Origin of the sequence: Ensifer sp. ENS03 (genome assembly GCF_014852035.1) — a bacterium.
Lineage (GTDB): Bacteria > Pseudomonadota > Alphaproteobacteria > Rhizobiales > Rhizobiaceae > Ensifer > Ensifer adhaerens.
The window spans coordinates 1-23,453 of record NZ_JACVAV010000003.1 but is presented as its reverse complement, the minus strand read 5'-3'; the positions used below and the strand labels follow the sequence as shown (position 1 = coordinate 23,453).

General features: G+C 63.3%; 17 protein-coding genes. 14 read left to right on the top strand and 3 right to left on the bottom strand.

The window, feature by feature from the left end:
• Positions 1-87 precede the first annotated feature (87 nt).
• From IB263_RS12980 to IB263_RS12950, 7 genes are all read left to right on the top strand, one after another.
• Entirely contained in the window at positions 88-987 is a 900-nt protein-coding gene (locus IB263_RS12980; protein ID WP_060585691.1) for a DMT family transporter, read from the top strand.
• Positions 988-1,189: 202 nt separating this feature from the next.
• Positions 1,190-2,152, top strand: coding sequence for a galactofuranose ABC transporter, galactofuranose-binding protein YtfQ (gene ytfQ / locus IB263_RS12975; RefSeq protein WP_034789595.1), 963 nt, complete (start codon positions 1,190-1,192; stop codon positions 2,150-2,152).
• Positions 2,153-2,285: 133 nt separating this feature from the next.
• On the top strand, positions 2,286-3,800 hold the full coding sequence (ytfR, locus tag IB263_RS12970; RefSeq protein WP_034789593.1) for a galactofuranose ABC transporter, ATP-binding protein YtfR: 1,515 nt from the start codon (positions 2,286-2,288) through the stop codon (positions 3,798-3,800).
• The gene (locus IB263_RS12965; protein ID WP_060519347.1) at positions 3,797-4,822 is read left to right on the top strand and encodes an ABC transporter permease; all 1,026 of its coding nucleotides are present in this window, start codon (positions 3,797-3,799) and stop codon (positions 4,820-4,822) included. Before ytfR ends, IB263_RS12965 begins: the two co-directional genes overlap by 4 nt.
• Entirely contained in the window at positions 4,819-5,787 is a 969-nt protein-coding gene (gene yjfF / locus IB263_RS12960) for a galactofuranose ABC transporter, permease protein YjfF (protein ID WP_034789588.1), read from the top strand. Before IB263_RS12965 ends, yjfF begins: the two co-directional genes overlap by 4 nt.
• 15 nt (positions 5,788-5,802) lie before the next feature.
• Complete coding sequence (locus IB263_RS12955) at positions 5,803-6,531, top strand: FadR/GntR family transcriptional regulator (RefSeq protein WP_060528942.1); 729 nt, start codon at positions 5,803-5,805, stop codon at positions 6,529-6,531.
• A 151-nt stretch (positions 6,532-6,682) separates the two neighbouring features.
• Positions 6,683-8,206 carry an FAD-dependent monooxygenase gene (locus IB263_RS12950; RefSeq protein WP_110818737.1) on the top strand — a complete coding sequence of 508 codons (1,524 nt, stop codon included), beginning with the start codon at positions 6,683-6,685 and terminating at the stop codon, positions 8,204-8,206.
• 105 nt (positions 8,207-8,311) lie between these two features.
• Here the strand turns inward: IB263_RS12950 and IB263_RS12945 are convergent, their stop codons facing one another.
• From IB263_RS12945 to katG, 3 genes are all read right to left on the bottom strand, one after another.
• A complete protein-coding gene (locus tag IB263_RS12945; protein ID WP_110818736.1) occupies positions 8,312-11,500 on the bottom strand; it encodes an efflux RND transporter permease subunit in 3,189 nt (1,062 codons plus the stop codon).
• A 3-nt stretch (positions 11,501-11,503) separates the two neighbouring features.
• The gene (locus IB263_RS12940; protein WP_110818735.1) at positions 11,504-12,616 is read right to left on the bottom strand and encodes an efflux RND transporter periplasmic adaptor subunit; all 1,113 of its coding nucleotides are present in this window, start codon (positions 12,614-12,616) and stop codon (positions 11,504-11,506) included.
• Positions 12,617-13,021: 405 nt separating this feature from the next.
• Positions 13,022-15,229 (bottom strand): catalase/peroxidase HPI, encoded by a 2,208-nt coding sequence (gene katG, locus IB263_RS12935; protein WP_113505524.1) that lies wholly within the window; start codon positions 15,227-15,229, stop codon positions 13,022-13,024.
• A 439-nt stretch (positions 15,230-15,668) separates the two neighbouring features.
• Between katG and IB263_RS12930 the strand changes: the two genes are divergently transcribed.
• The 7 genes from IB263_RS12930 to IB263_RS12900 all read left to right on the top strand — a co-directional run.
• Positions 15,669-17,957, top strand: a complete 2,289-nt coding sequence (locus IB263_RS12930; RefSeq protein ID WP_060606003.1) for a hypothetical protein — start codon at positions 15,669-15,671, stop codon at positions 17,955-17,957.
• A gap of 739 nt (positions 17,958-18,696) precedes the next feature.
• A complete protein-coding gene (locus IB263_RS12925; protein ID WP_110818733.1) occupies positions 18,697-19,590 on the top strand; it encodes an AraC family transcriptional regulator in 894 nt (297 codons plus the stop codon).
• A gap of 133 nt (positions 19,591-19,723) precedes the next feature.
• A complete protein-coding gene (locus IB263_RS12920; protein WP_060605999.1) occupies positions 19,724-20,632 on the top strand; it encodes an AraC family transcriptional regulator in 909 nt (302 codons plus the stop codon).
• Positions 20,633-20,859: 227 nt separating this feature from the next.
• Positions 20,860-21,768 (top strand): AraC family transcriptional regulator, encoded by a 909-nt coding sequence (locus IB263_RS12915; RefSeq protein WP_060605996.1) that lies wholly within the window; start codon positions 20,860-20,862, stop codon positions 21,766-21,768.
• Between the two features lie 146 nt (positions 21,769-21,914).
• Positions 21,915-22,565, top strand: coding sequence for a hydrolase (locus IB263_RS12910; RefSeq protein WP_110818732.1), 651 nt, complete (start codon positions 21,915-21,917; stop codon positions 22,563-22,565).
• 84 nt (positions 22,566-22,649) lie between these two features.
• Positions 22,650-22,937 (top strand): XapX domain-containing protein, encoded by a 288-nt coding sequence (locus IB263_RS12905; protein ID WP_034789552.1) that lies wholly within the window; start codon positions 22,650-22,652, stop codon positions 22,935-22,937.
• Between the two features lie 2 nt (positions 22,938-22,939).
• On the top strand, positions 22,940-23,453 hold a 514-nt coding region (locus IB263_RS12900; RefSeq protein WP_192438595.1), incomplete at its 3' end, for an amidohydrolase family protein.

Genomic DNA, 23,453 nt, shown 5'->3' with positions numbered 1-23,453 from the left:
CGATCCCTTATGAAGGTATCACAATTATTAGCGTTCCTTATTGTGCCGGGATTGTTATGTCTGTTCAAGCCCAAGGGGAGAACGGACATGGCGGAAACAGAGACGACAGCGAATAGCGCGTGGAGCGAACCGGGTGCGACGGATGACACCAACGGGCGCGTCACGCTTGCCATCGTCTTCTGCCTTCTCTCGATGTCGAGCGTGCAGTTTGGCGCAGCCCTTTCGAAGCCCGCCATGGAAAGCGTCGGAGCCTTTGGCGCAACCTGGCTGCGGCTATCCTGGGCGGCCGCCTTCCTGCTCATCCTCGTCCGCCCGCCTTTTCTCCGCTACACCCGAGCGCAATGGATTTCCGCGCTTTCGCTCGGCGCGACGATGGCGGTGATGACGCTCTGCTTCTTCGCGGCGATCGCCCGCATTCCCCTCGGCCTTGCCGTGGCGATCGAGTTTCTCGGTCCTCTGACGGTCGCTGCCGTTTTCGGCGGCCGTGGCTGGCGCCTGCTTTGTCCCGTTATCGCTGCGGCCGGTGTGCTCTGCCTCTCCTGGGACGGTTCCTCCTGGGTCGCAGATACGCGCGGGCTTCTGTTCGCCTTCGGTGCGGCGATCGGCTGGGGCGGCTACATCATCCTGATGAAGCAGGCTGGCCAACGTTTCAAGGGACTGGAAGGGCTCGCCGTTTCGCTGCTGTTTGCCGCGCTCTTTGCGACGCCGTTCGGCCTGTCTCAGGTGCAGTCCGGCTTCTCCTTCGACATGCTCTTGATGACGGCCGGGCTTGCCATCCTGGTGCCGCTGCTGCCTTATGCGCTCGAATTCATGGCGCTGCGGCGCATGCAGCCATCGGCCTTCGGCATCCTGATGAGCCTCGAGCCGGCGATCGGCGCGGGTGCCGGCTTCATCGTGCTGGGTCAGGCGCTTTCCCTCAACCAGATCTTCGGCGTGGCCCTCGTCATGCTCGCGAGCGCCGCCGGAACCTTGCTGGCGAAAGCCTAGAGCGCAGCAGCCAGGCTGTTTTGCCTGCCATCGGCTTTCTGAAACTCCCAGTTGGGGGCTGGCGCTTCAGCCCGCCGCGCCAACCTCTCCAAAAAAATAGGCGCGTTGCGCACGACAGGCGAGATGTGCCCGTTTACAAAAGTAATATTATATGATTTTTTCTCGATGGCTGCGTGGAGGCAGCTTTCTTTGGGAGGAAATTATGAAAATCGCCAAGGCACTTGCGAGTGCAACGATCCTTGCTGCCTGCACGTTTGGCAGCGCATCCGCGGCCGATCTGGTCGTCGGCTTTTCGCAGATCGGCTCGGAGTCCGGCTGGCGCGCCGCCGAGACGACACTGACCAAGCAGCAGGCCGAACAGCGCGGCATCGACCTCAAATTTGCTGACGCACAGCAGAAGCAGGAAAACCAGATCAAGGCGATCCGCTCCTTCATCGCGCAAGGGGTGAATGCCATCCTCGTGGCGCCAGTGGTTGCAACCGGCTGGGACGAAGTGCTGCAGGAAGCCAAGGACGCGGAAATTCCGGTCATCCTGCTCGACCGCACGGTCGATTCGTCGAATGAGCTTTACCTGACGGCCGTCACGTCCGACCTCGTGCATGAGGGCAATGTTGCCGGCAAATGGCTGGTCGACACGACCGCGGGCAAGCCCTGCAACGTCGTCGAGCTTCAGGGCACGACCGGCTCCTCGCCGGCGATCGACCGCAAGAAGGGATTTGAACAGGCGCTATCCGGCCACGACAACCTGAAGATCATCCGCAGCCAGACCGGCGACTTTACCCGCACCAAGGGCAAGGAAGTCATGGAAAGCTTCCTCAAGGCTGAGGACGGCGGCAAGAACATCTGCGCGCTCTATGCCCACAACGACGACATGGCCGTCGGCGCCATCCAGGCGATCAAGGAAGCCGGCCTGAAGCCGGGCAAGGACATCCTTGTCGTGTCGATCGATGCCGTTCCGGACATCTTCCAGGCGATGGCAGCCGGCGAAGCCAATGCCACGGTCGAGCTGACGCCGAACATGGCCGGTCCCGCATTCGATGCGCTTGCCGCCTTCCAGAAGGACGGCACCGCGCCGCCGAAGTGGATCCAGACGGAATCGAAGCTCTATACGCAAGCCGACGAGCCGCTGAAGGTCTACGAGGAAAAGAAGGGCCTCGGCTACTGACGTCGGCCGTGGCCCGCGCTGCTTCTCGCGCGGGCCACGCTCTTTCCCGAGTTTCCGTCTGAAGAGCACAGCTTGCCGCAGCTAGGCGCTGTGCTTCTCGTCAGTAGATACCAGCATCGCGGAGACGGTATCGATGCAGACCAATGACCACATTCTCCAGGCGATCCGGATCGAAAAGACTTTTCCGGGGACCAGAGCCCTCGACAAGGTCGATTTTCACCTCAGGCGCGGAGAGGTTCATGCGCTGCTTGGCGAAAACGGTGCCGGCAAGTCGACCCTGATCAAATGCCTGACCGGCGCCTATCGTCGCGACGGCGGCGCCATCCTGCTCGACGATGCCGAGGTTGATCCGCGCGACACCTTCGAAGCCCAGGCGCTCGGCATCGGCACGGTCTATCAGGAGGTCAACCTGCTGCCGAACCTGACGGTTGCCGAGAACCTCTTCCTCGGGCGCCAGCCGCGCCGCTTCGGCATGGTCGACGCCCGTGCCATGAATCGGCGGGCTCGGGATCTGCTTGCCGATTATGAACTCGACATCGACGTCACCCGCGATCTCGCCAGCTATTCGGTGGCGATCCAGCAGGTGGTCGCCATTGCCCGCGCCGTCGATCTCTCCGGCAAGGTGCTGATCCTCGACGAGCCGACGGCGAGCCTCGATGCGCATGAGGTGGCGATGCTGTTCCGCATTATCCGGCGCCTCAAGGCACGCGGGCTCGGCATCGTATTCGTCACCCACTTCCTCGAACAGGTCTATGAGATTTCCGACCGGATTACCGTGCTTAGGAACGGGCAGCTCGTCGGAACGCGTGAAACCGCCAATCTCGATCGCCGCGAGCTGATTGCGATGATGATCGGCCGCGAGCTGGCGGCGGAAATCCACGCGCCGCGCGCTGAGGTCCGGCAAGGGCCGTTGCGCTACCGCTTCCGAAACTACGGCCGCAAGGGGCGCGTCCGACCCTTCGACCTCGATGTCCGGGCCGGCGAAGTGGTCGGCATGGCCGGCCTGCTCGGCTCCGGACGGACGGAGACCGCCGAGCTTCTCTTCGGCGCCCATCGCGCCGACAGCGGCGGGGCCGAGATCGATGGTCGTGCGGTCGACCTTGCGTCGCCGCGCGCTGCCATTCGCCATCGCTTCGGCTTCTGCCCGGAGGATCGCAAGACTTCGGGCATTATCGGCGATCTCTCGGTGCGCGAAAACATCGTGCTGGCGCTGCAGGCCCGCCGAGGCTGGACGCGGCCGATCTCGCGGGCGGAGCAGAACCGGCTGGCGGACCACTATATCCGCGCGCTCGATATCCGCACGGCCGATCGGGAGAAGCCGATCAAGCTTCTGTCCGGCGGCAACCAGCAGAAAGCGATCCTCGCGCGCTGGCTCGCGACCGAGCCCGAATTCCTGATCCTCGACGAGCCGACGCGCGGCATCGATGTCGGCGCCCATGCGGAAATCGTCAAGCTGATCGAGGCGCTGCGCGAGAAGGGCCTGTCCCTGATCGTCGTCTCCTCGGAGATCGAGGAACTGGTCGCTTACAGCACCCGGGTCATCGTGCTTCGCGATCGCGCCCATGTCGCCGAACTCGACGGCAGCCGCATCACAGCCAGTGAGATCGTCGAAGCGATCGCCGCAACCAATGAAAGGAGGACGTCGTGACGTCGTTCCTCAGGCTCTATTTCAACCGGTTGCTGCCGCAGCTGATTGCGCTCGGCATAATCGTCGCGGCGGTATCACTGGTGTTTCCCGGCTTCCTCAACCTGCAGATCCAGAATGGCCGCCTCTATGGCAGCCTCATCGATATCCTCAATCGCGGCGCGCCGGTGGTGCTTTTGGCAATCGGCATGACGGTCGTCATCGCCACCAAGGGCATCGACCTCTCGGTTGGCGCGGTCATGGCGATCTGCGGCGCAACGGCCGCCGCGGCGATCACGTCGGGACACTCGCTCGCCGCGACGCTGCTGATCACGCTTGGCGTCGGTATCCTTTGCGGTCTCTGGAATGGGGTGCTGGTCGCGGTGCTCGACATCCAGCCGATCATCGCGACGCTGGTGTTGATGGTCGCCGGCCGCGGCGTCGCCCAGCTCATCACCGAGGGGGCGATCCTGACCTTCAACGACCCCGGCCTCGTCTTCATCGGCAGCGGTTCCTTTGCCGGCCTGCCGATGCCGGTGGTGATCTGGTTGATATTCGGCATATTGACTGCGCTGCTCGTAAGGCGGACGGCGCTCGGCATGCTGATCGAGGCGATCGGTGTCAATCGCCAGGCGAGCACGCTGTCCGGGGTGCTGACGCCTGTGCTGTTGATCGCCGCCTATGTGCTTTCCGGTCTCTGCGCTGCCATCGCCGGCATTATCGCCGCCGCTGACATCCGCGGTGCGGATGCCAACAATGCCGGTCTGTGGCTGGAGCTCGATGCCATCCTTGCGGTCGTTGTCGGCGGCACGTCGCTGCTCGGCGGCCGCTTCAGCATCGCCGCATCGGTGCTCGGCGCGATCATCATCCAGGCGATCAACACCGGCATTCTTCTCTCCGGCTTCCCGCCAGAGTTCAACCTGATCATCAAGGCCGCGATCATCGTCTTCATCCTGGTGCTTCAGTCGCCGCGCTTCCGCACGGCCTTTGCCTTCCTCGTGCCGGCGCGCGGTGCGAGAAACCCGAGCGAGCGAGCCGCAAAATGAAGCCGAAATATCTTCCGCTCACGGCAACGCTCGTGATCTTCCTGCTCGGCTACGCGCTTTGCGTGGCGCAATATCCGAACATGCTGTCGACGCGTGTCATCGGCAACCTTCTGACGGACAACGCCTTCCTCGGCATTGCCGCTGTCGGCATGACCTTCGTCATCATCTCCGGCGGCATCGATCTTTCGATCGGCTCGGTGATCGCCTTTACCGGCGTGTTTCTCGCCGTAGTGCTGGAACACACGAGCATCCACCCGCTCATTGCCTTCGCGATGGTTCTGGCGATCGCGACGCTCTTCGGCGCCGCGATGGGGGCGATCATCCACTATCTGGAAATGCCGCCGTTCATCGTCACGCTGGCGGGCATGTTCTTGGCGCGGGGCATGGCCTTCGTGTTGTCGATCGACAGCATTCCGATCAAGCATCCCTTCTACGCGACCTTGAAGGCGCTCTACTTCAAGCTGCCGGGCGGCGGGCGCATCACCCTGATTGGCGGCCTGATGTTGCTCGTCTTCGCGATCGGTATCCTGATCGCGCACCGCACACGCTTCGGCACCAATGTCTATGCGCTCGGCGGCGGCACGGCGACGGCGCGACTGATGGGCGTGCCGGTTGCGGCGACGACGATCCGCATCTATGCGCTCTCGGGCCTGCTTGCGGGATTGTCCGGCATCGTCTTTTCGCTCTACACCTCGGCCGGCTATTCCCTTGCCGCCGTCGGCGTCGAGCTCGACGCCATCACCGCGGTCGTCATCGGGGGCACGCTTTTGACCGGTGGTTCGGGCTTTGTTGCCGGCACGCTGGTGGGCATCCTCATTCAAGGGTTGATCCAGACCTACATCACCTTTGACGGATCGCTGTCGAGCTGGTGGACGAAGATCCTGATCGGCCTTCTGCTCTTTGCTTTTATCCTGCTGCAGAAGGGTATCATCTTCGTTTCGCGCCAGCGCCAGCAGCGGGCGTGAGGCAAGGGTCGCGCGATGTGGCCGTCCCCCCATCAGCCGCGCAAACGCACGAGCCACCGGCTCGTGGTCGAGGAACTCGGCCAGGCGGTGGTCGGAGGGGAATTCGCTGTCGGGGATATCCTGCCGGGCGATGTGGAGCTGGCGGCACGCTTCAACGTTTCGCGCACGGTCCTGCGCGAGGCGATGAAGACACTTGCCGCCAAGGGGCTGATTGTCGCCCGCGCTCGCATCGGCACGCGCGTGATGCCGCAGGCAAACTGGAACCTGTTCGATGGCGACGTGCTTTCCTGGCATTTCCGGGCCGGCGTCGATGAGGCGTTTCTCCGCCATGTCAGCGAGGTCCGCCTGGCGCTCGAGCCCTATGCGGCCGGACTGGCGGCACGCCGCGCCACGGACGCGGATATTTCCCAGATGATGCGGCTGGCCGTTGCCATGGGCGATGCCGGCCATAGCGCGCAGACGCTGGCGCGTGCCGATCTAGAATTCCATCTCCGTCTGCTCGAAGCGTCGCTCAATCCGTTCATGCAGACCGTCGGCAGCCTGATCGAGGCGGCGCTGATGGGTGTCTTTCAATTGAGCAACACGGCCGCCGATGGCGCCGAGATCGACCGCGTCGCTGTCGCGCATATCCGCATCGTCGAGCAGATCCGCCTGCGCAACGAGGAAGGTGCACGGGTTGCGATGGAGCAGGTGATCCGCGTCGGCCAGCAGCAGTTGATCGCCAATTTGAGGGCACGCGGCTGATCCGCAGCCGCGTCCGCCGGGCAAGGCACAAGGCGGAATCCGCTGCGCTGCTTGGCATTTGCCGTCGCCTGCGCGTAGGCTGCCGTTGTGGGCGGAGAAACCCAAATCCCGATGCGACCGGGCCGCCGACAGAGCGAGCGGGGAGAGCAGGGTGAAACAGGATGTGCTGATCGCCGGCGCGGGACCGACCGGCCTGGTGCTGGCTCTCTGGCTGACCGCCCAGGGTGTCAAGGTCCGCATCATCGACAAGAACGCTGGTCCCGGCCCGACATCGCGGGCGATGGTGGTGCACGCGCGAACGCTTGAGCTTTACCGGCAGCTCGATCTGGCCGATGCCGTGCTCGAGGCGGGTCACCGCAACCCTTCGGTCAGCCTCTGGGCGAAGGGCAAGGTCAAGGCGCGGATATCCTTCAGTCCGACCGGCGGGAAAATGACGCCCTATCCCTTCGTTCTTGTCTATCCGCAGGATCATCACGAGCGGCTGCTCGAGGCCCGACTGGCGGCCTTGGGCGTCAAGGTCGAGCGGCAGACCGAGCTTGTCGAGTTCGAGCATGACGCCGCCGGGGTTAGCGCTCGCTTGCAGTTGCCCGATGGCGGCTCGGACGTTTGCACGGCGCATTATCTTGCCGGGTGCGACGGCGCGCGCTCGCCGGTCCGGCACGGACTGGAGGTCGATTTTGCCGGCGGAACCTACGACCAGACCTTTTACGTCGCTGACGTCGAAGTGAGTGGGGCGACTGCGAATGGAGAAGCCCATATATCGCTCGAAACCGGTGATTTCGTCGCCTTGCTCGCCTATGCCGAGGGGCGGGGCCGCCTCATCGGTCTGGTGCGGGAGAAGCGGGAGGATGCAGACGCACTCACCTTCGCCGATGTGAGCCATCGCGCCATCGAAAGCCTTCGCCTCACCGTCGACAAGGTCAACTGGTTCTCCACCTACCGTGTGCATCATCGTGTCGCCGATCGCTTCGGGCGCGGGCGCGTGTTTCTGCTCGGCGACGCTGCGCATGTGCATAGTCCGGTCGGCGGCCAGGGCATGAACACCGGCATCGGCGACGCCATCAATCTGGCCTGGAAGCTTGCAGCGGTGCTGAAGGGACAGGCGCCGGACCGCTTGCTCGCCAGCTATGAAGGCGAACGGATCGCATTTGCCCGCCAGCTTGTCGAAACGACCGACCGGCTGTTCACCTTCGTGACGGCCGAGGGCAGCGTCGCGGATTTCCTGCGCGTCCACGTCGCCCCAGCCTTGACTGGTGTCGCCTACCGCGTCGGCGGTGTCAGAGAATTCCTGTTTCGCATCCTGTCGCAGACGCAGCTCAACTATCGCGGCGGCCCCTTGAGCCGGAGTGCGCGCGGCCGGGTGCAGGGTGGCGATCGGCTGCCCTGGCTAGGCATCAATGGCCTCGACAATTACGCTTCGCTGGCGGCCATCGCCTGGCAGGTGCATGTCTATGGCGAGGCGCATAACGACATAAGAGCTTGGTGCGCGGCCAAGCACATGCCGCTTCACGTCTTCCCATGGGGCGAGCAACAGGCCGCCGCCGGCCTGGCGCGGGATGCCGCCTATCTGCTGCGTCCGGACAGCTATGTGGCGGTGGTTGCGGACCGAGCGATGCCGGAAGCCCTCGAAGCCTACTTCGCCGAACAGGGGATCCGCCTGTCGGCGCCGGCTTGAGATTTCCCGAGACGGCGGCGCGGTGCGCCGCCGATACTTGGTCGCAAGGGGCGTCAAGCTGAGACGAGAGATACGATCCTTTGTCGGCTTGAACTCGACCGGCCGTCAGTGCCCGGCCGGCGTCTCGGCCTTGCGTTCCGCTGCTTCGCCTTCAACGGCCGGATGCCGGGAAATGCCCACGAGCTTGTGGCCGCGCTCACGCAGCCACTGGAAAGCGACGTAGAGCGCCGGAATGACGAAGATGCCGACGAGCGCTGCGGCAAGCATGCCGCCAGCGACACCGGTGCCGACCGCGCGCCGACTGAGTTCGCCGGCGCCCTTGGCGACCACCAGCGGCACCAGGCCAACGATGAAGGCGAAGCTCGTCATCATCACGGCGCGGAAGCGGGCGCGGGCGCCCTCGATCGCCGCATCGACGATGCTTGCTCCAGCCTCGCGGTGCGCCTTGGCAAACTCGACGATCAGGATCGCGTTCTTCGAGGCGAGCGCGATCAGTACGACGAGGCCGATCTGGGCGTAGATGTCGAAGGACAGACCCGCGACGAGCACGGACAAGAGCGCGCCTGAGACGCCGAAGGCAACCGACAGGAGCACCGGCACGGGGATCGTCCAGCTTTCGTAGAGCGCGACGAGGAAGAGGTAGGCGAACAGCACGGCCATTGCCAGGATGGCGGTGGTCTTGCCCGCCGCCTCCAGCTCCTGCAACGCCGTTCCGGTCCATTCGTAGCTGTAGCCGGGCGGCAGGGTCGAGGCCGACAACGCTTCCATGGCGGCAAGCGCCTCGCCCGAGGAGTGGCCGGCGGACGGCTGGCCGTTCAGCGTGATCGAGCGATAATTGTTGTAGCGCACGATCGACTGGGGACCGACGATATAGTCGACCTTGGCGACCGAGGCGACCGGCACCATGTCGCCGCTCGTATTGCGCACGTGTAGGCGCTGGATGTCGTCGACGGCGTTGCGGTCGGCTTGCGCCGCCTGCATCGTCACCTTCCAGGTGCGGCCGAAGAGGTTGAAGTCGTTGACGTAGTAGCTGCCGAGCGTGCCCTGCAGCGTGGTGAAGAGGTCGCTCACCGAAACGCCGAGGGCCTGCAGGCGGTCGCGGTCGATATCGAGATAGAGCTGCGGCGAGCTTGCCGAATAGGTGGTGAAGGTCGGCCCGAGCGCCGGGTTCTGGTTGGCGGCGATAATCAAGCCGCCCGCCGTTGCCGAAAGATCGGCGACGGAACGGCCCTGCAGATCGAGCAACTGGTACTCGAAGCCCGAGCCGGTGCCGAGGCCCATGATCGGCGGCAGGTTGAAGGCGAAGATCTGCGCGCCGCGGATCGCCTGGCCCTTGACCATGGTCGTGCGGATCGCCGCCTCGACGCCGGCCGCATCGCTCAGGCGTTCCGCAAAGGGTTTCATCGTGACGATCGCGAAGGCCGAGTTGGACTTCGACAAACCGTCGAGGAAGGAGTAGCCGGTGACGGTGATGACGTTGGCAACGCCCTCGATGCCGCCGAGCATCGTCTCGACCTGTTTCACGACTTCGTCGGTGCGGTTGTAGGAGGCGCCTTCCGGCAGACGGATTTCCGTGAAGAACGCGCCCTGGTCTTCCGCCGGCAGGAAGCCGGTCGGCACGACCTTGAAGAGGAAGCCCGTGGCGACGAAGGCGACGGCCAGCAGTGCGAGGCCGATGATGGCGCGCCGGGCGATGTGTCCGGCGACGAAGGCATAGCCGTCACGCCCCTTGTCGATGGTCCGCGAGATGTAACCAAGGATGCCGCGCTTCGGCCCGTGATGGGGTTTCAAGAGCACCGCGCAGAGCGCCGGGCTGAGCGTCAGCGCGTTGATCGCCGAGATTACCATCGACACCGAAACGGCGACGGCGAACTGCTGGAACAGCTGGCCGCTGAGGCCAGGAATGAAGGCGACGGGCACGAAGACGGAGAGCAGCACGAGGGTGATGGCGACAATGGCGCCGGTGATTTCGCCCATCGCACGCCTTGCCGCTTCCGCAGCCGACAGGCCTGGATTTTCCTCCATCACCCGCTCGACGTTTTCGACCACCACGATCGCGTCGTCAACGACAATGCCGATCGCCAGCACCATGGCAAGCAGCGACACGGTATTGAGCGAGAAACCCATGGCGAGCAGCACGGCGAAGGTGCCGATGAGTGCGACGGGAACGGCAACGAGTGGGATTAGGGTCGCCCGCCAGTTTCCGAGGAACAGGAAGACGATGATGATGACGAGGATGAAGGCCTCAAACAGCGTCTCCTCGACGTTGTCGACGCTGGCTTCGACAAACTGGGCTGTGTCGTAGGAGACCGAATAGGTGAGGCCCGGCGGGAAGGATTTCGACAATCGTTCCATCGCGTCCTGCACGCCCCTGGCGGCAGCAAGCGCGTTGGCGCCCGGCGCCTGGTAGGTGCCGATCATGGCGACCGGCTTGCCATTGATCCGGGCGTTGGAATCGGAGCTGGCGGCGCCGAGTTCGACGCGCGCGACGTCGCGGATGCGCACATAGGAGCCGTCGGGCCGTGCCCTCAGAACCACGTCCTCAAACTGTTTGGGATCGGTGAGGCGCCCTTGCGTCTGGAGATTGAGCTGGAACAGCGGGTCGTCGGTCATCGGCTGGGCGCCGATGCGGCCGATCGCGGCCTGGACGTTCTGGGCCTTCAGCGCATTGATCACATCGGTCGGCGTCAGGTCGAGGCTGGTCATGCGGTCGATGTCGAGTACGACGCGCATCGAGTAGTCCTGGGCGCCGAAGAGCTGGGCATCGCCGACGCCGGGCACGCGCTTGACCGTATCAAGCACGTTGATCGTGGCGTAGTTGGACAGGAACAGGCTGTCGAAGTTCTGCTTCTCGTCCGCTGCAAAGATCGTGACGACCTGCATCAGCGCGGAGGACTTCTTGCGCACGCTGACGCCGCTCTGCTTGACCTCGGAGGGCAGGCCGGCCTCGGCGAGCGACACGCGGTTCTGCACGTTGACGGTGGCGATATCAGGATCGGTGCCGACGGCGAAGGTGACGGTCAGCGTATAAGAGCCGTCGGCGCCGCTCGTCGACTTCATGTAGAGCATGTCGTCGACGCCGACGACCTTGCTTTCGATCGGCTGGGCGACGGTGGTTTCGACCACGTCGGCGCCGGCGCCGGGATAACTGGCGGTGACGCTCACCTGCGGCGGCACGATATCGGGGAACTGGGCGATCGGCAGACGGGTGAGCGCAAGCAGACCCGCCAGCGTCAGCACGATGGAAATGACCGTGGCGAAGCGCGGGCGATCGATAAAGATCTCTGAAATCATCGCTTAGCCACCTGCTGCCGTGGCCGCATCGACGGTGATGCCCGGACGAACCTTGCCGGCGCCCTCTGTGATGACGTTCTCGCCTTCCTTGAGGCCCTTGCTGATGACCGCCTGGCCACGGGCGTTGCGTGACACGTCGATGCGGCGAAGCTCGACCTTGGAACTGGCGTCGACCACCAGAACGAAGGCGCCCTGCTGGTCACGCTGGACCGCCTGCTGCGGCACGGCAAGCACGTCCTGCTTGTCGGATTGTTCGAGCATCACCCGCACCAACGCACCGTCGAGCAGGATGCTGTCCGGATTGGGGAACTCGGCGCGCACGGTCACCGTGTCCGTCCCTTGCGAGACGTTGCTGGCGATAAAGTTGATTGTGCCTTTTTGCTTGTACTCGGTGCCGTTCGGAAGGCCGAGCCCGACATTGGCACCGCCGCTGATCTCGCCCTTCACCACCCGTTCGCGATAGGTGAGGTAAAGTGCGGTCGCCACTGGAAACTGGACATAGATCGGGTCGAGCCGGGTCAGCGTCACAAGCGCGCCGCTGTCCGGGCCGACGAGGGCGCCGACATCGGCCGCCGTCAGGCCGACGATGCCGTCGAAAGGCGCCGTGATCTTCGTATAGGAGAGGTTGAGGTCGGCGTTGTCCTTGCTGCCCTTGAGCCGGATCAGGTCACCTTCGGCTTTCCTGACTTGCGCGTGCGCTTCGTCGACCTTGGCTTGGCTGATCGTCTTGCTGGTGAGGAGCTGCTCGGCGCGGTCGCGCTCGAGGATCGCGAATTCCTTGGCGGCTTCGGCTGCCTCGATCTGCCCTTCGATCTCCTGCACGGCGGCGCGGTAGGCGCCGTCTTCCACCCGGTAGAGCTCCGTGCCCGCCGTCACCTTCTGCCCTTCGGTGAAGTTGACCGCCTCGAGGAAACCCGAAACGCGGGCGCGAATATCGACCTTCTGGATCGCCGTAACCTTGCCCGTCAGATCCACGCTCTCGCGCAGGTCCATGATGGTGGCCGGCGCCACGACCACGGCTGGCGCCTGCTGCGCCAATGCCGTTTGCGCGGAAAACCCGATCGCGACAAGCAGTGCTGATGATAGTGAAAGGGCAGGAATTCTCGAACGACGCATGCAACGTTCCCCCTGAACGAAACAGCTGGAGATAAGATCAGTCCTTGGCAGTGCATTGAAATCAGAACATGTTCTCCGCGCCAAGTCACGCAATCATGGGTTGATTTAAGCGGAGGCTTGCAAAGATGATGCAAATGCCCGCGAAAGGCGGGTTCAGAGAGAACTTGTCACAAAAGCAATGATTTGCCAGACCATCGTCCGTTCACGGCAGAGGGAGGCGACAGGCTGATTTTGTCGGATTTCGGTTGAGGGAGTTGCGTGGAGGCGAACGTTTTACGTGTGCCACATCGTCACAATTGACGAGACCGGTCTGCAACCTCCGGTGACAGTTTCGCGAAGCCGCTGGGCAGATAGGTCCCGGCGTGGTGCCGGGACCAAGCTTAGTACTGTTGCCGGATCGAGCCGTCAGACGAGGTCGAAACGGTCGGCGTTCATCACCTTGGTCCAGGCCGCGACGAAGTCGCGTACGAACTTCGCCTTTGCATCCGCCTGGCCGTAGACTTCGGCGATGGCCCGCAGCTGCGAGTTCGAACCGAAGACGAGATCGATGCGTGTGGCCGTCCGCTTGACGTCGCCGGTTCTGCGGTCACGCCCTTCGAAGACATCCTTCGCGTCGGACGTCGCCGTCCAGGCCGTGCCCATGTCGAGCAGGTTGACGAAGAAGTCGTTGCTGAGCGTTTCCGGGCGATCGGTGAAGACGCCGTGGGCGGTCTGGCCGTGGTTCGCGCCGAGAACGCGCAAGCCCCCGACGAGCACGGTCATCTCCGGCGCGGTCAGCGTCAGCAACTGCGCCCTGTCGATCAGCAGCTCTTCCGGCGAAACCGCGTACTGGGCCCGCTGGTAGTTGCGGAAGCCGTCGGCGATCGGTTCGAGAACCGCGAAGGACTCGACATCGGTCTGTTCTTGCGTCGCATCCATGCGGCCAGGCGCAAAGGCGACCTCGATGTCGTGGCCGGCGGCTTTGGCTGCCTTCTCGACCGCTGCGGCGCCGCCGAGCACGATCAAGTCGGCGAGCGACACCTTCTTGCCGCCGGACTGGGCGTCGTTGAAGCTACGCTGGATGCCTTCGAGGACCTCGAGAACCTTCGCCAGCTGCGCCGGCTGGTTGACCTGCCAGTCCTTCTGCGGGGAAAGGCGGATGCGCGCGCCATTGGCGCCGCCGCGCTTGTCCGAGCCGCGGAAGGTCGAGGCCGACGCCCAGGCGGTCGAAACCAGTTCGGATACCGAAAGGCCCGAAGCGAGGACCCTGGCCTTGAGATCGGCGATATCCTTGGCGTCGACGAGCGGATGATCGACGGCCGGGATCGGATCCTGCCAGATCAACTCTTCGGCCGGCACTTCCGGGCCGAGATAGCGGGCGCGCGGACCCATGTCGCGGTGCGTCAGCTTGTACCAGGCGCGGGCGAAGGCGTCGGCGAAGGCATCCGGGTTCTCGTAGAAATGCCGTGCGACCTTCTCGTAGGCCGGGTCGACGCGCAGGGCGAGGTCGGTCGTCAGCATCGACGGCGCATGGCGCTTGGATTTGTCGTGCGCGTCCGGCACGGTGTTGGCACCCATGCCATGCTTCGGCGTCCACTGGTGCGCGCCGGCCGGGCTCTTCGTCAGTTCCCATTCGTAGCCGAAGAGGTTCCAGAAGAAGTTGTTGCTCCATTTGGTCGGCGTCGTCGTCCAGGTGACTTCGAGGCCGCTCGTGATGGTGTCGCCACCACGGCCGCTGGCGTAGGTGCTTGCCCAGCCGAGGCCCTGTTCCTCGATACCGGCAGCTTCCGGCTCGCGGCCGACATTGGCCGCATCGCCGGCGCCATGGGTCTTGCCGAAGGTGTGGCCGCCGGCGATCAGCGCCACGGTTTCCTCGTCGTTCATCGCCATGCGCGCGAAGGTTTCGCGGATGTCACGCGCGGCGGCGAGCGGGTCCGGAGTGCCGTTCGGGCCTTCCGGGTTGACGTAGATCAGGCCCATCTGAACGGCGGCGAGCGGGTTCTCGAGGTCGCGGTCGCCCGAGTAGCGCTTGTCGTCGAGCCAGGTCTTTTCCGTGCCCCAGTAGATGTCTTCCTCCGGTTCCCATACGTCGGGGCGGCCACCGGCAAAGCCGAAGGTCTTGAAGCCCATAGACTCGAGCGCACAGTTGCCGGCGAGGATCATCAGGTCGGCCCAGGAGATGCTGTTGCCGTATTTCTGCTTGATCGGCCAGAGGAGGCGGCGTGCCTTGTCGAGGTTGGCGTTGTCCGGCCAGCTGTTGAGTGGCGCAAAGCGCTGCTGTCCGGCGCCCGCGCCGCCGCGGCCGTCACCGGTACGGTAGGTGCCGGCGCTGTGCCAGGCCATGCGGATGAAGAGCGGGCCATAGTGACCGAAGTCGGCCGGCCACCAATCCTGCGAATCGGTCATCAGCGCGAAGAGGTCCCTCTTCACCGCCGGCAGGTCGAGTTTCTTGAATTCCTCGGCGTAGTCGAAGGCTTCGCCCATCGGATCGGACAGCGAAGAGTTCTGGTGCAGGATCTTCAGGTTGAGCTGGTTCGGCCACCAGTCGCGGTTCGAGGTGCCGGGCGACTGTGCGCTCGTCTGGGCTCCATGCATGACGGGACATTTGCCCGTTTTGTCGGCTTTCGCGTCCATTTTTATCTCCCTTCAAGATGACGTGAATTTTGGATGGGTCAGAGGAAAAGCGCCAGGCGCGGACAGGCGCCCAGCCGAGCCCGCGGCCCGGCGTGTCTGGTGCCGTCGGTGGTTGTCGTTCCGCGAAGCGGTGTCGCCACTGGCTGCGTCTCCCTCATTGTGCCGTAGACTCTATCAAAGTGGTTCCATTAATTTAAGTTGGATTTCCTGATTGTGGCGATAAGCAGATCCTATCGCTAATGGACATGGGTCCCATGGGCACATGCTTGCAGCCCTCCATGCATTTTTGATGACGTTTGAGCGTTTGCCGATTGCAGCCGATACAAGAAAATTGTTGCACTGCACTCCCGCCAAACTTGCGGAAGGTAGCGCCAATGGTTAGTCACACCGCAACGACTCAAGAGCTTTCCATTTTTCGTGTGACGAAAGGACAGAAATCGTGGCTGAGACAGAAATTGGTGCCGGCAAGGGCCGTCGCAAAGCACTTTGGGCTGCTGTCGCGGTCATCGCGATCGCAGCCGCGGGTGTCGTCGGCGGCAAGTTCATGCTCGAAAAGGCGGTCGGGACCTTCATCGCCGAGCGCGGCGGGAAGGCCGGTTCGGTTGAGGCGGACTTCTTCGGCCGCGTTCATCTGCGCGACGTCACGCTGCCTTTCGCCGATGGCGTCAGCGCGCGCATCGCGGCAATCGACGGACGTCCGAAGATCTTTTCGCTGAGCGGCAAGCTCGACGTGAAGGGCCTGGAGCTCGACCTGAAGGCCGCCAAGCTTTCCGTGCCTGCGGCAACGCTGGAAGATCCCGACTTTTTCGCAGCCGGCCTGACGGCAAGCGGGGAAAAGGCTGACCTTTTGAAGCGCATCGAGCGTTTCGCGGCAAAGCAGGCCTCCGCGCCGGAAGTGACCATCGTCCAGAACGTTGCAAGCTCCGAGCAGAAGACGGTCTACAAGGATGTCCGGCTCGAGGATATCGCCAGCGGCCGCGTTGCGCGCTATTCGGCGAGCGGCGCCACGTTCGCCTTTGCCATGGATATTCCTGACGGCGAAGGGGCAACGAAGCGGGAAAAGATGGACGGCACCATGGGCGCCGTCACTGGAGAGAGCTTCGATGTGGCCTACATGGCCCGCATCTACACGCAAAAAGCCGGTCCTGAGGACAAGGAACCGAAGCTGCTCTACGGCCCGATCTCCGTAAAGAACCTTGCCTTCTCCGATAGCAAGTCGCGTTTCGGTTACGACGAAGTGCGCAGCAGCGGCCTCAGCGTCCGCATGCCGACCGAGCCGCTTCTCGAAACGCTCGAGCAACTCCAGGCGGTCAGCGATCCGGAAGCCCTGCCACCGGCGGAGCGCCAGGCATTCTTCAAACGCATTCTTTCGCTGGTCGACATGCTGGCAAAGGGCGACATGGAACTGCTCGGCCTGAAGATGGAAGTGCCAGAGCAGGAAAGCGCCGAGGGCAAACTCGTGAAGCTCGCCGTCGACAAGATGGCGTTCCAGCTCAACGGCCGCAGTTTCGATGGCACGATGAACGGTGTCACGGCGGGCGAGGGGACCGACTACTTCAAGTTTGCCGAAGCCAGCATCAACGGTTTCTCCTGGGCTCCGACCATGGAGGCACTGACGAAGCTTGCGGGCCTGAAGGAGGAGGAATTCGAGACCTTCCCCTACACCACGCTGATGCCGGAATTCGGCACGATCCGGATCGCCGGGCTCGACGTGGACATGCCCGGCAGCGACCCGGCAGCCGTGACGGACAGTGAAACCGTCGAGGACGAGAGCGCGACCGAAACCGCGGTCGATCCGTCGATCAGTGCCGAACAGGCGCCGGAAGCCGAGCAGGTGCCGGACGAAACGACAAACGGCGAAGCCGCCAGCGACGCGGCGGTCCCCGGCGATGCAGCAGAAGAGCCGATGGCCGAGGCGCCTGCAGAGCAGTCGGCGGATGAAGCGACCGACGGCGAAGCCACCAGCGGCGCGGAGATCGCCGGTGAAGTGCCGGAAGACCCGATGGCCGAGGCGCCCGTAGAGCAGTCGGCCGTGCCGTCCGTTCCGGAACGCGTTCGTTTCACGCTCGATACCTATGAAATCGCGCTGACGAAGCCGCGCAACGGCATTCCGACGGATGTCCGCGTCAGCTACCGCGACCTCAGCGTTCCGATCCCTGCGGACACGCAGGAAGAGGGCTTCAAGACGCTGCGCAAGATCGGCCTCGACAAGCTGGTCTTCTCGTCCAACGTCGAACTGTCGTGGGATGAGCCCAACGAGAACTTCGTCATCAAGCAGATTTCGCTGGATGGCAAGGACATGGGCAGCCTTTCCTTCTCCGGCGTCATGGGCGGCGCTTCGGAGGACTTCTTCTCCGGCGATCTCAATGCCGCGCAGATCGCGATGTTCGGTCTTACGGCGAGGGAAGTCACGCTCAAGCTCGAGGACAAGGGCATCATGGCCAAGGGCATCAAGCTCTATGCCGAGGATAACCACATGACCGAGGACAGCGTTCGCGGCCTGCTCGTGTTGATGACGAGCGCCGGCGTGCAGCATTTTGCCGCCACGCAGCCGAAACTGCAGGACGCGGCGACGGCGTTTACCCAGTTCATCAGCAAGCCCGGCACCTTCACGCTGAAGGTCAAGGCCAAGGATGAAGCCGGTGTCGGCGCGCTCGAACTGATGGGAGCTGCCGAAAACCCGGCGCTTCTGCTCGAGCAAGTCGATATCGAAGCCAAGGCGCAGTAAAATCTATCGCGGGCCGCGTCATCAGATGCGGCCCGCATTGCTTCAGTCGATGGCCGCCTGAAAGAAATCCCGAAGCGCTATCAATTCATCCTGCCCGATCTCGTGTGCGCCCCGATTGTAGAGGGCTCGGACATCAGCTTTCTGCCCCGCAAGATAATCGACCAGTTGTTCGGTGAGCGCCAATGGACCGGTAGGATCGTCTTGGCCGCCGGTGGCCAGAATCGGTTTGCCCTAAAGTCCGGCGTTGCCGGGTGGCACCCACGACACAAGGGGATGCAGCAGGACCGCTCGCTCGAACAGACCAGGATATTTGACCAGGAGTGCGGCGAGCAGCGTCGCGCCTGTGGCGTAGCCGATGCCATAGACGGCTTGGCCCGGGTACACACGCCGCCTGTCGCCGATGGAGTTCGCCAGGTTTTCCACGGAGGCCGCGAATGCCCGGATGTCGCACAGCCCGTCAACGGCTGCCGCTCAGGGTTGCCAAGTTCTCCGATTTCTTCGAGAGCTACGTCACCGAGACGCGGCCGCTTTGAAGCGGCGGGATCATGCGGCATGAAGTCAAAACAGAGCCGTTTGCGGCTAAATGTGAGCAAAGGGTACAAGAAATTACTGGCAGCACCCTCCATTTTTTCTCGGATATGAGCGGCAATCGCGAGATGCCCCCTTGCGTCGGGCCTTTCGCGCATCGAAGCGGATTGCACGCGAGGAGTGAACTCCATCGCCAGGCGGGGCTGGACGGATGATGACAGAGCCAAGCGGTATTGGAGCGTATTTTGGCGAGCCGAAGGCGCCGTTTCTCATGGTGCGGCCCGTGCGGGACGCCCGGTTTTCGGTGACGCGCCTGCGGTGCCGGCTGAACGGAGAACTGAGCCGCATCGTATCGCTGCCGGCCGACGACGCCTATTTCCTGATGTTCTACTTCAAGGATGTCATGCACTGCGACCTGGTGCCGGGCGAAAGCGAAAGTGAAATTCGCCGCTACCGGCAGGGGTCGATCTGTCTCGTCGATCTCGCTGAGGGCGCCAGTATCCGGCTTGTCAGCGATCTCGATTCACTCGCTTTCCATCTGCCACGGGCCTTGTTTCATGAAGTCTGCGAGTTTTCGCATGCTCCCGCCGCCACTAGTCTTAGATGCCGTCGCGGCGAGGTCGACGACGTCATGCACAATCTCGCCTTGGCGCTGTCGCCGCTTCTTGACGAGAGCGAGGGTGAACCGGGTGCGGTACTGCAGCACATCGCCGTCGCCATCTGCGCGCATCTTCTGCATTCCTACCCGGATCGCGCCATCGCATCCGGCGGCCCCGATCTGTCTGTGTGGCAGGAGAAGGCGGCCAAGGACTTCATGATCGACCATTGGGCCAAGGACTTTTCGTTTGCGGCAGCAGCAGCGGCCGCAAATCTTTCGGAGGAGGGTTTTGCCGCGGCTTTTGCATCCGTGACCGGCCAGACGCCGCAAGAGTGGTTGATGCGGTACCGGATCGGTCGCGCCAAGCTCTATCTGATCGAGGAGGGATGGTCGCTGAGCAAAACCGCCGCCAGTTGCGGCTATGCCGACGAAGCCCGGTTCGTCGAGGCCTTTCGTGAGGTGACGGGCGTGACACCCGCCGTCTGGCGCGCGCGCTGGCTGCAGTGAGGGTACCATGCTGACCTTTGACGCTCGGCGATGCATCGCTGGATTTGCCTCTGTATTGCGACAGCCAACCGTTGTAGCATCCGCCCGGCCGCTGAAGCGGGCGGCTGAGCTGGAAATCGGGAGACCCTGACCGATGGCCTTGCAAGAAGGACTGAGCGCAGACGAACGCACACCGCGCCCTATCGTCAAGCGGATCAGCGTCGGTGACATCACCGTCACGAGAACCTTCTCGGATCGCTTCGATCTGGAAGTCGGGCCGCTGATTCCGGTCGCCGATGCCTTCAACGTCATCGTGCAGATGCGTGACTTCGAGGCGCATCGCCTGTGGCGGCGTGGCGAACTCGTCTATGAGGGAGGGCATCCCAAGGCCTCGCTCGCGATCACCGATCTTCGCGACCAATGGCAGTGCCACCATCTGTCGCCCTTCGACAATGTCCGCTTCCAAATTCCCTTTGCCTCAATGCGGAGCTTTACCGAAAGGGCCGGGCGCGGCGAGTATGTGTCGCTGTCTCCCGTGCAGGGACGCGTGGATCCGGTCATGTTCGGCCTTGCCCAGGCGCTGCTGCCCTCGCTCGATGAGCCGGACCGGGCCAATCTGCTGTTCGTCGAACAGATCAATCTTGCCGCATTGGCCCATCTCAGCCAGGCCTATGGCGGTCTGCATTTCCCCGTCGACAAGAAGGGGACGCTGGCGCCATGGCAGGAGAGGCTGGCGACGGAGTTTCTGGTCGCCCATTTCAACACGCCGTTCTCGATCGGCGATCTTGCGGCCCAGTGCGAGCTCTCGCGCAGCTATTTCAACAAGGCTTTCAAGGAAAGCTTCGGGCGCACACCGTCCAGGTGGCTGTCCGAATATCGGATCGCGCGGGTCAAGGAGTGTCTGCTTCAGGACACACCTCTTGCTGAAATTGCTATCCACAGCGGCTTTGCCGACCAGAGCCACATGACCCGGGTATTCACCAGCCTGACGGGGGAAACGCCGGCACGCTTCCGGAAAAAGAACCGGTTGGTCGGCGTCGCTGTGGATCGACCTCCGCAATAGGGTGGAAAGAGGGCGCGCCCTCGTGCAAAATTTTCAAAACAGGTGAAAAACGTGCAAGAATGATGCGGCGACCGGGGCAATCATAGGGCCGCTCCTGCAAATGATTTGGTGAAACCGAGAATGAGTTGCGCGCACGTTTATCCTGCGCGAGGCGACTTACGTCTTTCGTTTTCGTCGTCACGGCAGGTGGGTTTGGCGGGCAGTCTCGACACATAGGAGCGAAGACGATGACGAATGTTTCCGCTGCCTCGGCCGGAGCGCGACTGCGCGACAGTCTCGGATGCTCGCTCGACCAGCTGGATGACGACAGGACGATCGAAGGCCGCGACATGGTCTTCCACCGCAAGCGGTCGACAGCGGGACCGCCGGGCCAGGTCACGACACCTGGCAACGGACGAGGCTATCTGATCGGCCTATCGCTTGTGGGCGGTCATCGCCGCCGGGTTTTCGGAGCGCACCACTCTGCGACCCAGGAGTTCGACCAAAACTCGATCTACGTCAGGAACTTTGCCGACGATTATAAAGCCGATCTCAAAGGATCCTTCGATTTCACCTTGCTTGAAATCGGCCACGGTGCGCTCGAACGCATCGCAGACGCGGCAAATGCTTCTGGCGTCAGCGAACTGCGGCCCGTTTCCGGTTCGCCCGACCCTGTTCTCGGCGGCATGCTCGGCGCTTTGTTTGCGTCGGTGGACGGATACACGGATCGAAGCGCGCTGTTTGTCGACCAGCTCTCGGTGGCAATCGGCGTGCATATGGTCCGGCAGTACGGTAACGGCCGTGGCGAGAGCCTTGCCGGAGGACGCAGGCTTTCGCAGCGCTGCCAGGCGAAGATCCGCGATCTGGTGCAAGCCCGTCTGGATGGCGAGCTCACCGTCGAGGACATGGCTGCGACCTGCAATCTGTCGCAAGCGGCTTTTTTGCGTGCCTTTCGCGAGACCATGGGCAGCACGCCCTACCGCTGGCTGCTGCAGCAGAGGATCGAAAAGGCCAAGGATCTGTTGCAGTTCTCGCCCACGTCCCTAAGTGAAATTGCCGTCGTCTGCGGCTTTTCGGATCAGAGCCATTTTACCCGGGCCTTTGCGCAGGCCGCAGGTGCCACGCCGCGCCAGTGGCGGCGCAGCCGACAGTCGTAACCCTCTGAAAGTACACGCGCCCTGCCGGCTGAAGGCGAGCGAAACTTTCAAAAATCCACCTTTGGCGACAAGAACGGGTCGCCGGTCGGCGGCATAGTTGGGCCTCTCCAATCGGAGTTCAGTTTCAACAGTAAGAGGTCACGACCATGTCTGCGACAGCGACCCCCGGTAAACTCCTCGTCTCGCCCAAAGACCACACCCTGATCATGATCGACTTCCAGTCGCAGATGTCCTTTGCGACCAAGTCGATCGACGCGGTGCTCCTGCGCAACAACGCAGCACTTGTCGCCAATGCGGCGGCAGGTTTCGGCGTTTCGACCATCCTCACGACCGTTGCCGAAAAGACCTTCTCCGGCCCGATGTTCTCCGAGATCACCGATGCCTTCCCCGGCCAGAAACTGCTGGACCGCACCTCGATGAACACCTGGGAAGACGCCGCCGTGATCGAAGAGGTCAACCGCATCGGCAAGAAGCGCCTTGTCATGTGCGGGCTGTGGACCTCGGTCTGCATCGTCGGCCCGACCCTCTCGGCGCTCGATCAGGGATTCGAGGTCTATGTCATCGCCGACTCCTGCGGCGACGTTTCGGATGAGGCGCATGAGCGGGCGATGGACCGCATGGTGCAGGCCGGCGTCCGGCCGATGACCTCGCTGCAATACATGCTCGAGCTGCAGCGCGACTGGGCGCGCACCGGGACCTACGACATGACCACCGGTATCGCCAAGAAGTTCGGCGGTTCGTATGGTCTCGGCATCATCTACGCCAAGTCGATGTTCGGCGCGTCCGAAGGCCACTGACAGAACGCTTCCGCGCTCTAGATTAACGCTCTGGCCGCCTCGCTGCGGCCGGAGCGCCACCTTTATCCCGTAAAGGAGTTGGCGATGAAGATGTACCTTCTCTCGCTTGGAGCCGGGCTGGTCGTCGGCGTCATCTATGCGCTGCTCAACGTCCGCTCGCCGGCGCCGCCGGTCATCGCGCTGATCGGTCTGCTTGGCATTCTCATCGGGGAGCAATCCGTCCCCCTGGTCAAGCGCGCCCTGTCGGGTGAGCCGGTCAACCTCTCCTGGTTCAATCGGCAGTGCATGCCGCACGTGTTCGGCCATCTGCCCGGCGGGCAGATCGCAACCGGCACGGCGAAGGATGCTGCCGGCACCGACGAAAGGGCCTGACGATGCCGACAAGACGCTCGTTCCTCGGTGCCGCCTCGTCGCTGGCGCTGCCCGCTCTCTTCCCGTCGGCCCGCACCGCCGGCGCCCAACAGACCGGAGATACTTCGATGACGCCCGACCTGATCCTTCACAGCGGCCTCGTGACGACGCTCGACCGCGCCAATCCGACTGCCACTGCCGTTGCCGTCAAGGATGGCCTGATCCTCGCTGTCGGTGACGACAGGACGATCATGGCGCTGGCAGGCTCAGGCACAAAGACCATCGACCTCAAGGGCAAGCGCGTCCTGCCGGGACTGAACGACAATCATACCCACGTCGTGCGTGGCGGCCTCAACTTCAACATGGAGCTGCGCTGGGACGGCGTGCGCTCGCTTGCCGATGCGATGGAAATGCTGAAGCGGCAGGTGGCGATCACGCCGGCGCCGCAATGGGTGCGGGTCGTCGGCGGCTTCACCGAGCACCAGTTCGCCGAAAAGCGGTTGCCGACGATCGATGAGATCAACGCGGTCGCGCCCG

Bases quoted from the DNA above. Each gene is read 5' to 3' on its own strand.
- IB263_RS12980 (WP_060585691.1), top strand. From the start codon at position 88: ATGGCGGAAACAGAGACGACAGCGAATAGCGCGTGGAGCGAACCGGGT.
- ytfQ (WP_034789595.1), top strand. From the start codon at position 1,190: ATGAAAATCGCCAAGGCACTTGCGAGTGCAACGATCCTTGCTGCCTGC.
- ytfR (WP_034789593.1), top strand. From the start codon at position 2,286: ATGCAGACCAATGACCACATTCTCCAGGCGATCCGGATCGAAAAGACT.
- yjfF (WP_034789588.1), top strand. From the start codon at position 4,819: ATGAAGCCGAAATATCTTCCGCTCACGGCAACGCTCGTGATCTTCCTG.
- IB263_RS12955 (WP_060528942.1), top strand. From the start codon at position 5,803: ATGTGGCCGTCCCCCCATCAGCCGCGCAAACGCACGAGCCACCGGCTC.
- IB263_RS12945 (WP_110818736.1), bottom strand. From the start codon at position 11,500: ATGATTTCAGAGATCTTTATCGATCGCCCGCGCTTCGCCACGGTCATT.
- IB263_RS12940 (WP_110818735.1), bottom strand. From the start codon at position 12,616: ATGCGTCGTTCGAGAATTCCTGCCCTTTCACTATCATCAGCACTGCTT.
- katG (WP_113505524.1), bottom strand. From the start codon at position 15,229: ATGGACGCGAAAGCCGACAAAACGGGCAAATGTCCCGTCATGCATGGA.
- IB263_RS12925 (WP_110818733.1), top strand. From the start codon at position 18,697: ATGATGACAGAGCCAAGCGGTATTGGAGCGTATTTTGGCGAGCCGAAG.
- IB263_RS12920 (WP_060605999.1), top strand. From the start codon at position 19,724: ATGGCCTTGCAAGAAGGACTGAGCGCAGACGAACGCACACCGCGCCCT.
- IB263_RS12915 (WP_060605996.1), top strand. From the start codon at position 20,860: ATGACGAATGTTTCCGCTGCCTCGGCCGGAGCGCGACTGCGCGACAGT.
- IB263_RS12910 (WP_110818732.1), top strand. From the start codon at position 21,915: ATGTCTGCGACAGCGACCCCCGGTAAACTCCTCGTCTCGCCCAAAGAC.
- IB263_RS12905 (WP_034789552.1), top strand. From the start codon at position 22,650: ATGAAGATGTACCTTCTCTCGCTTGGAGCCGGGCTGGTCGTCGGCGTC.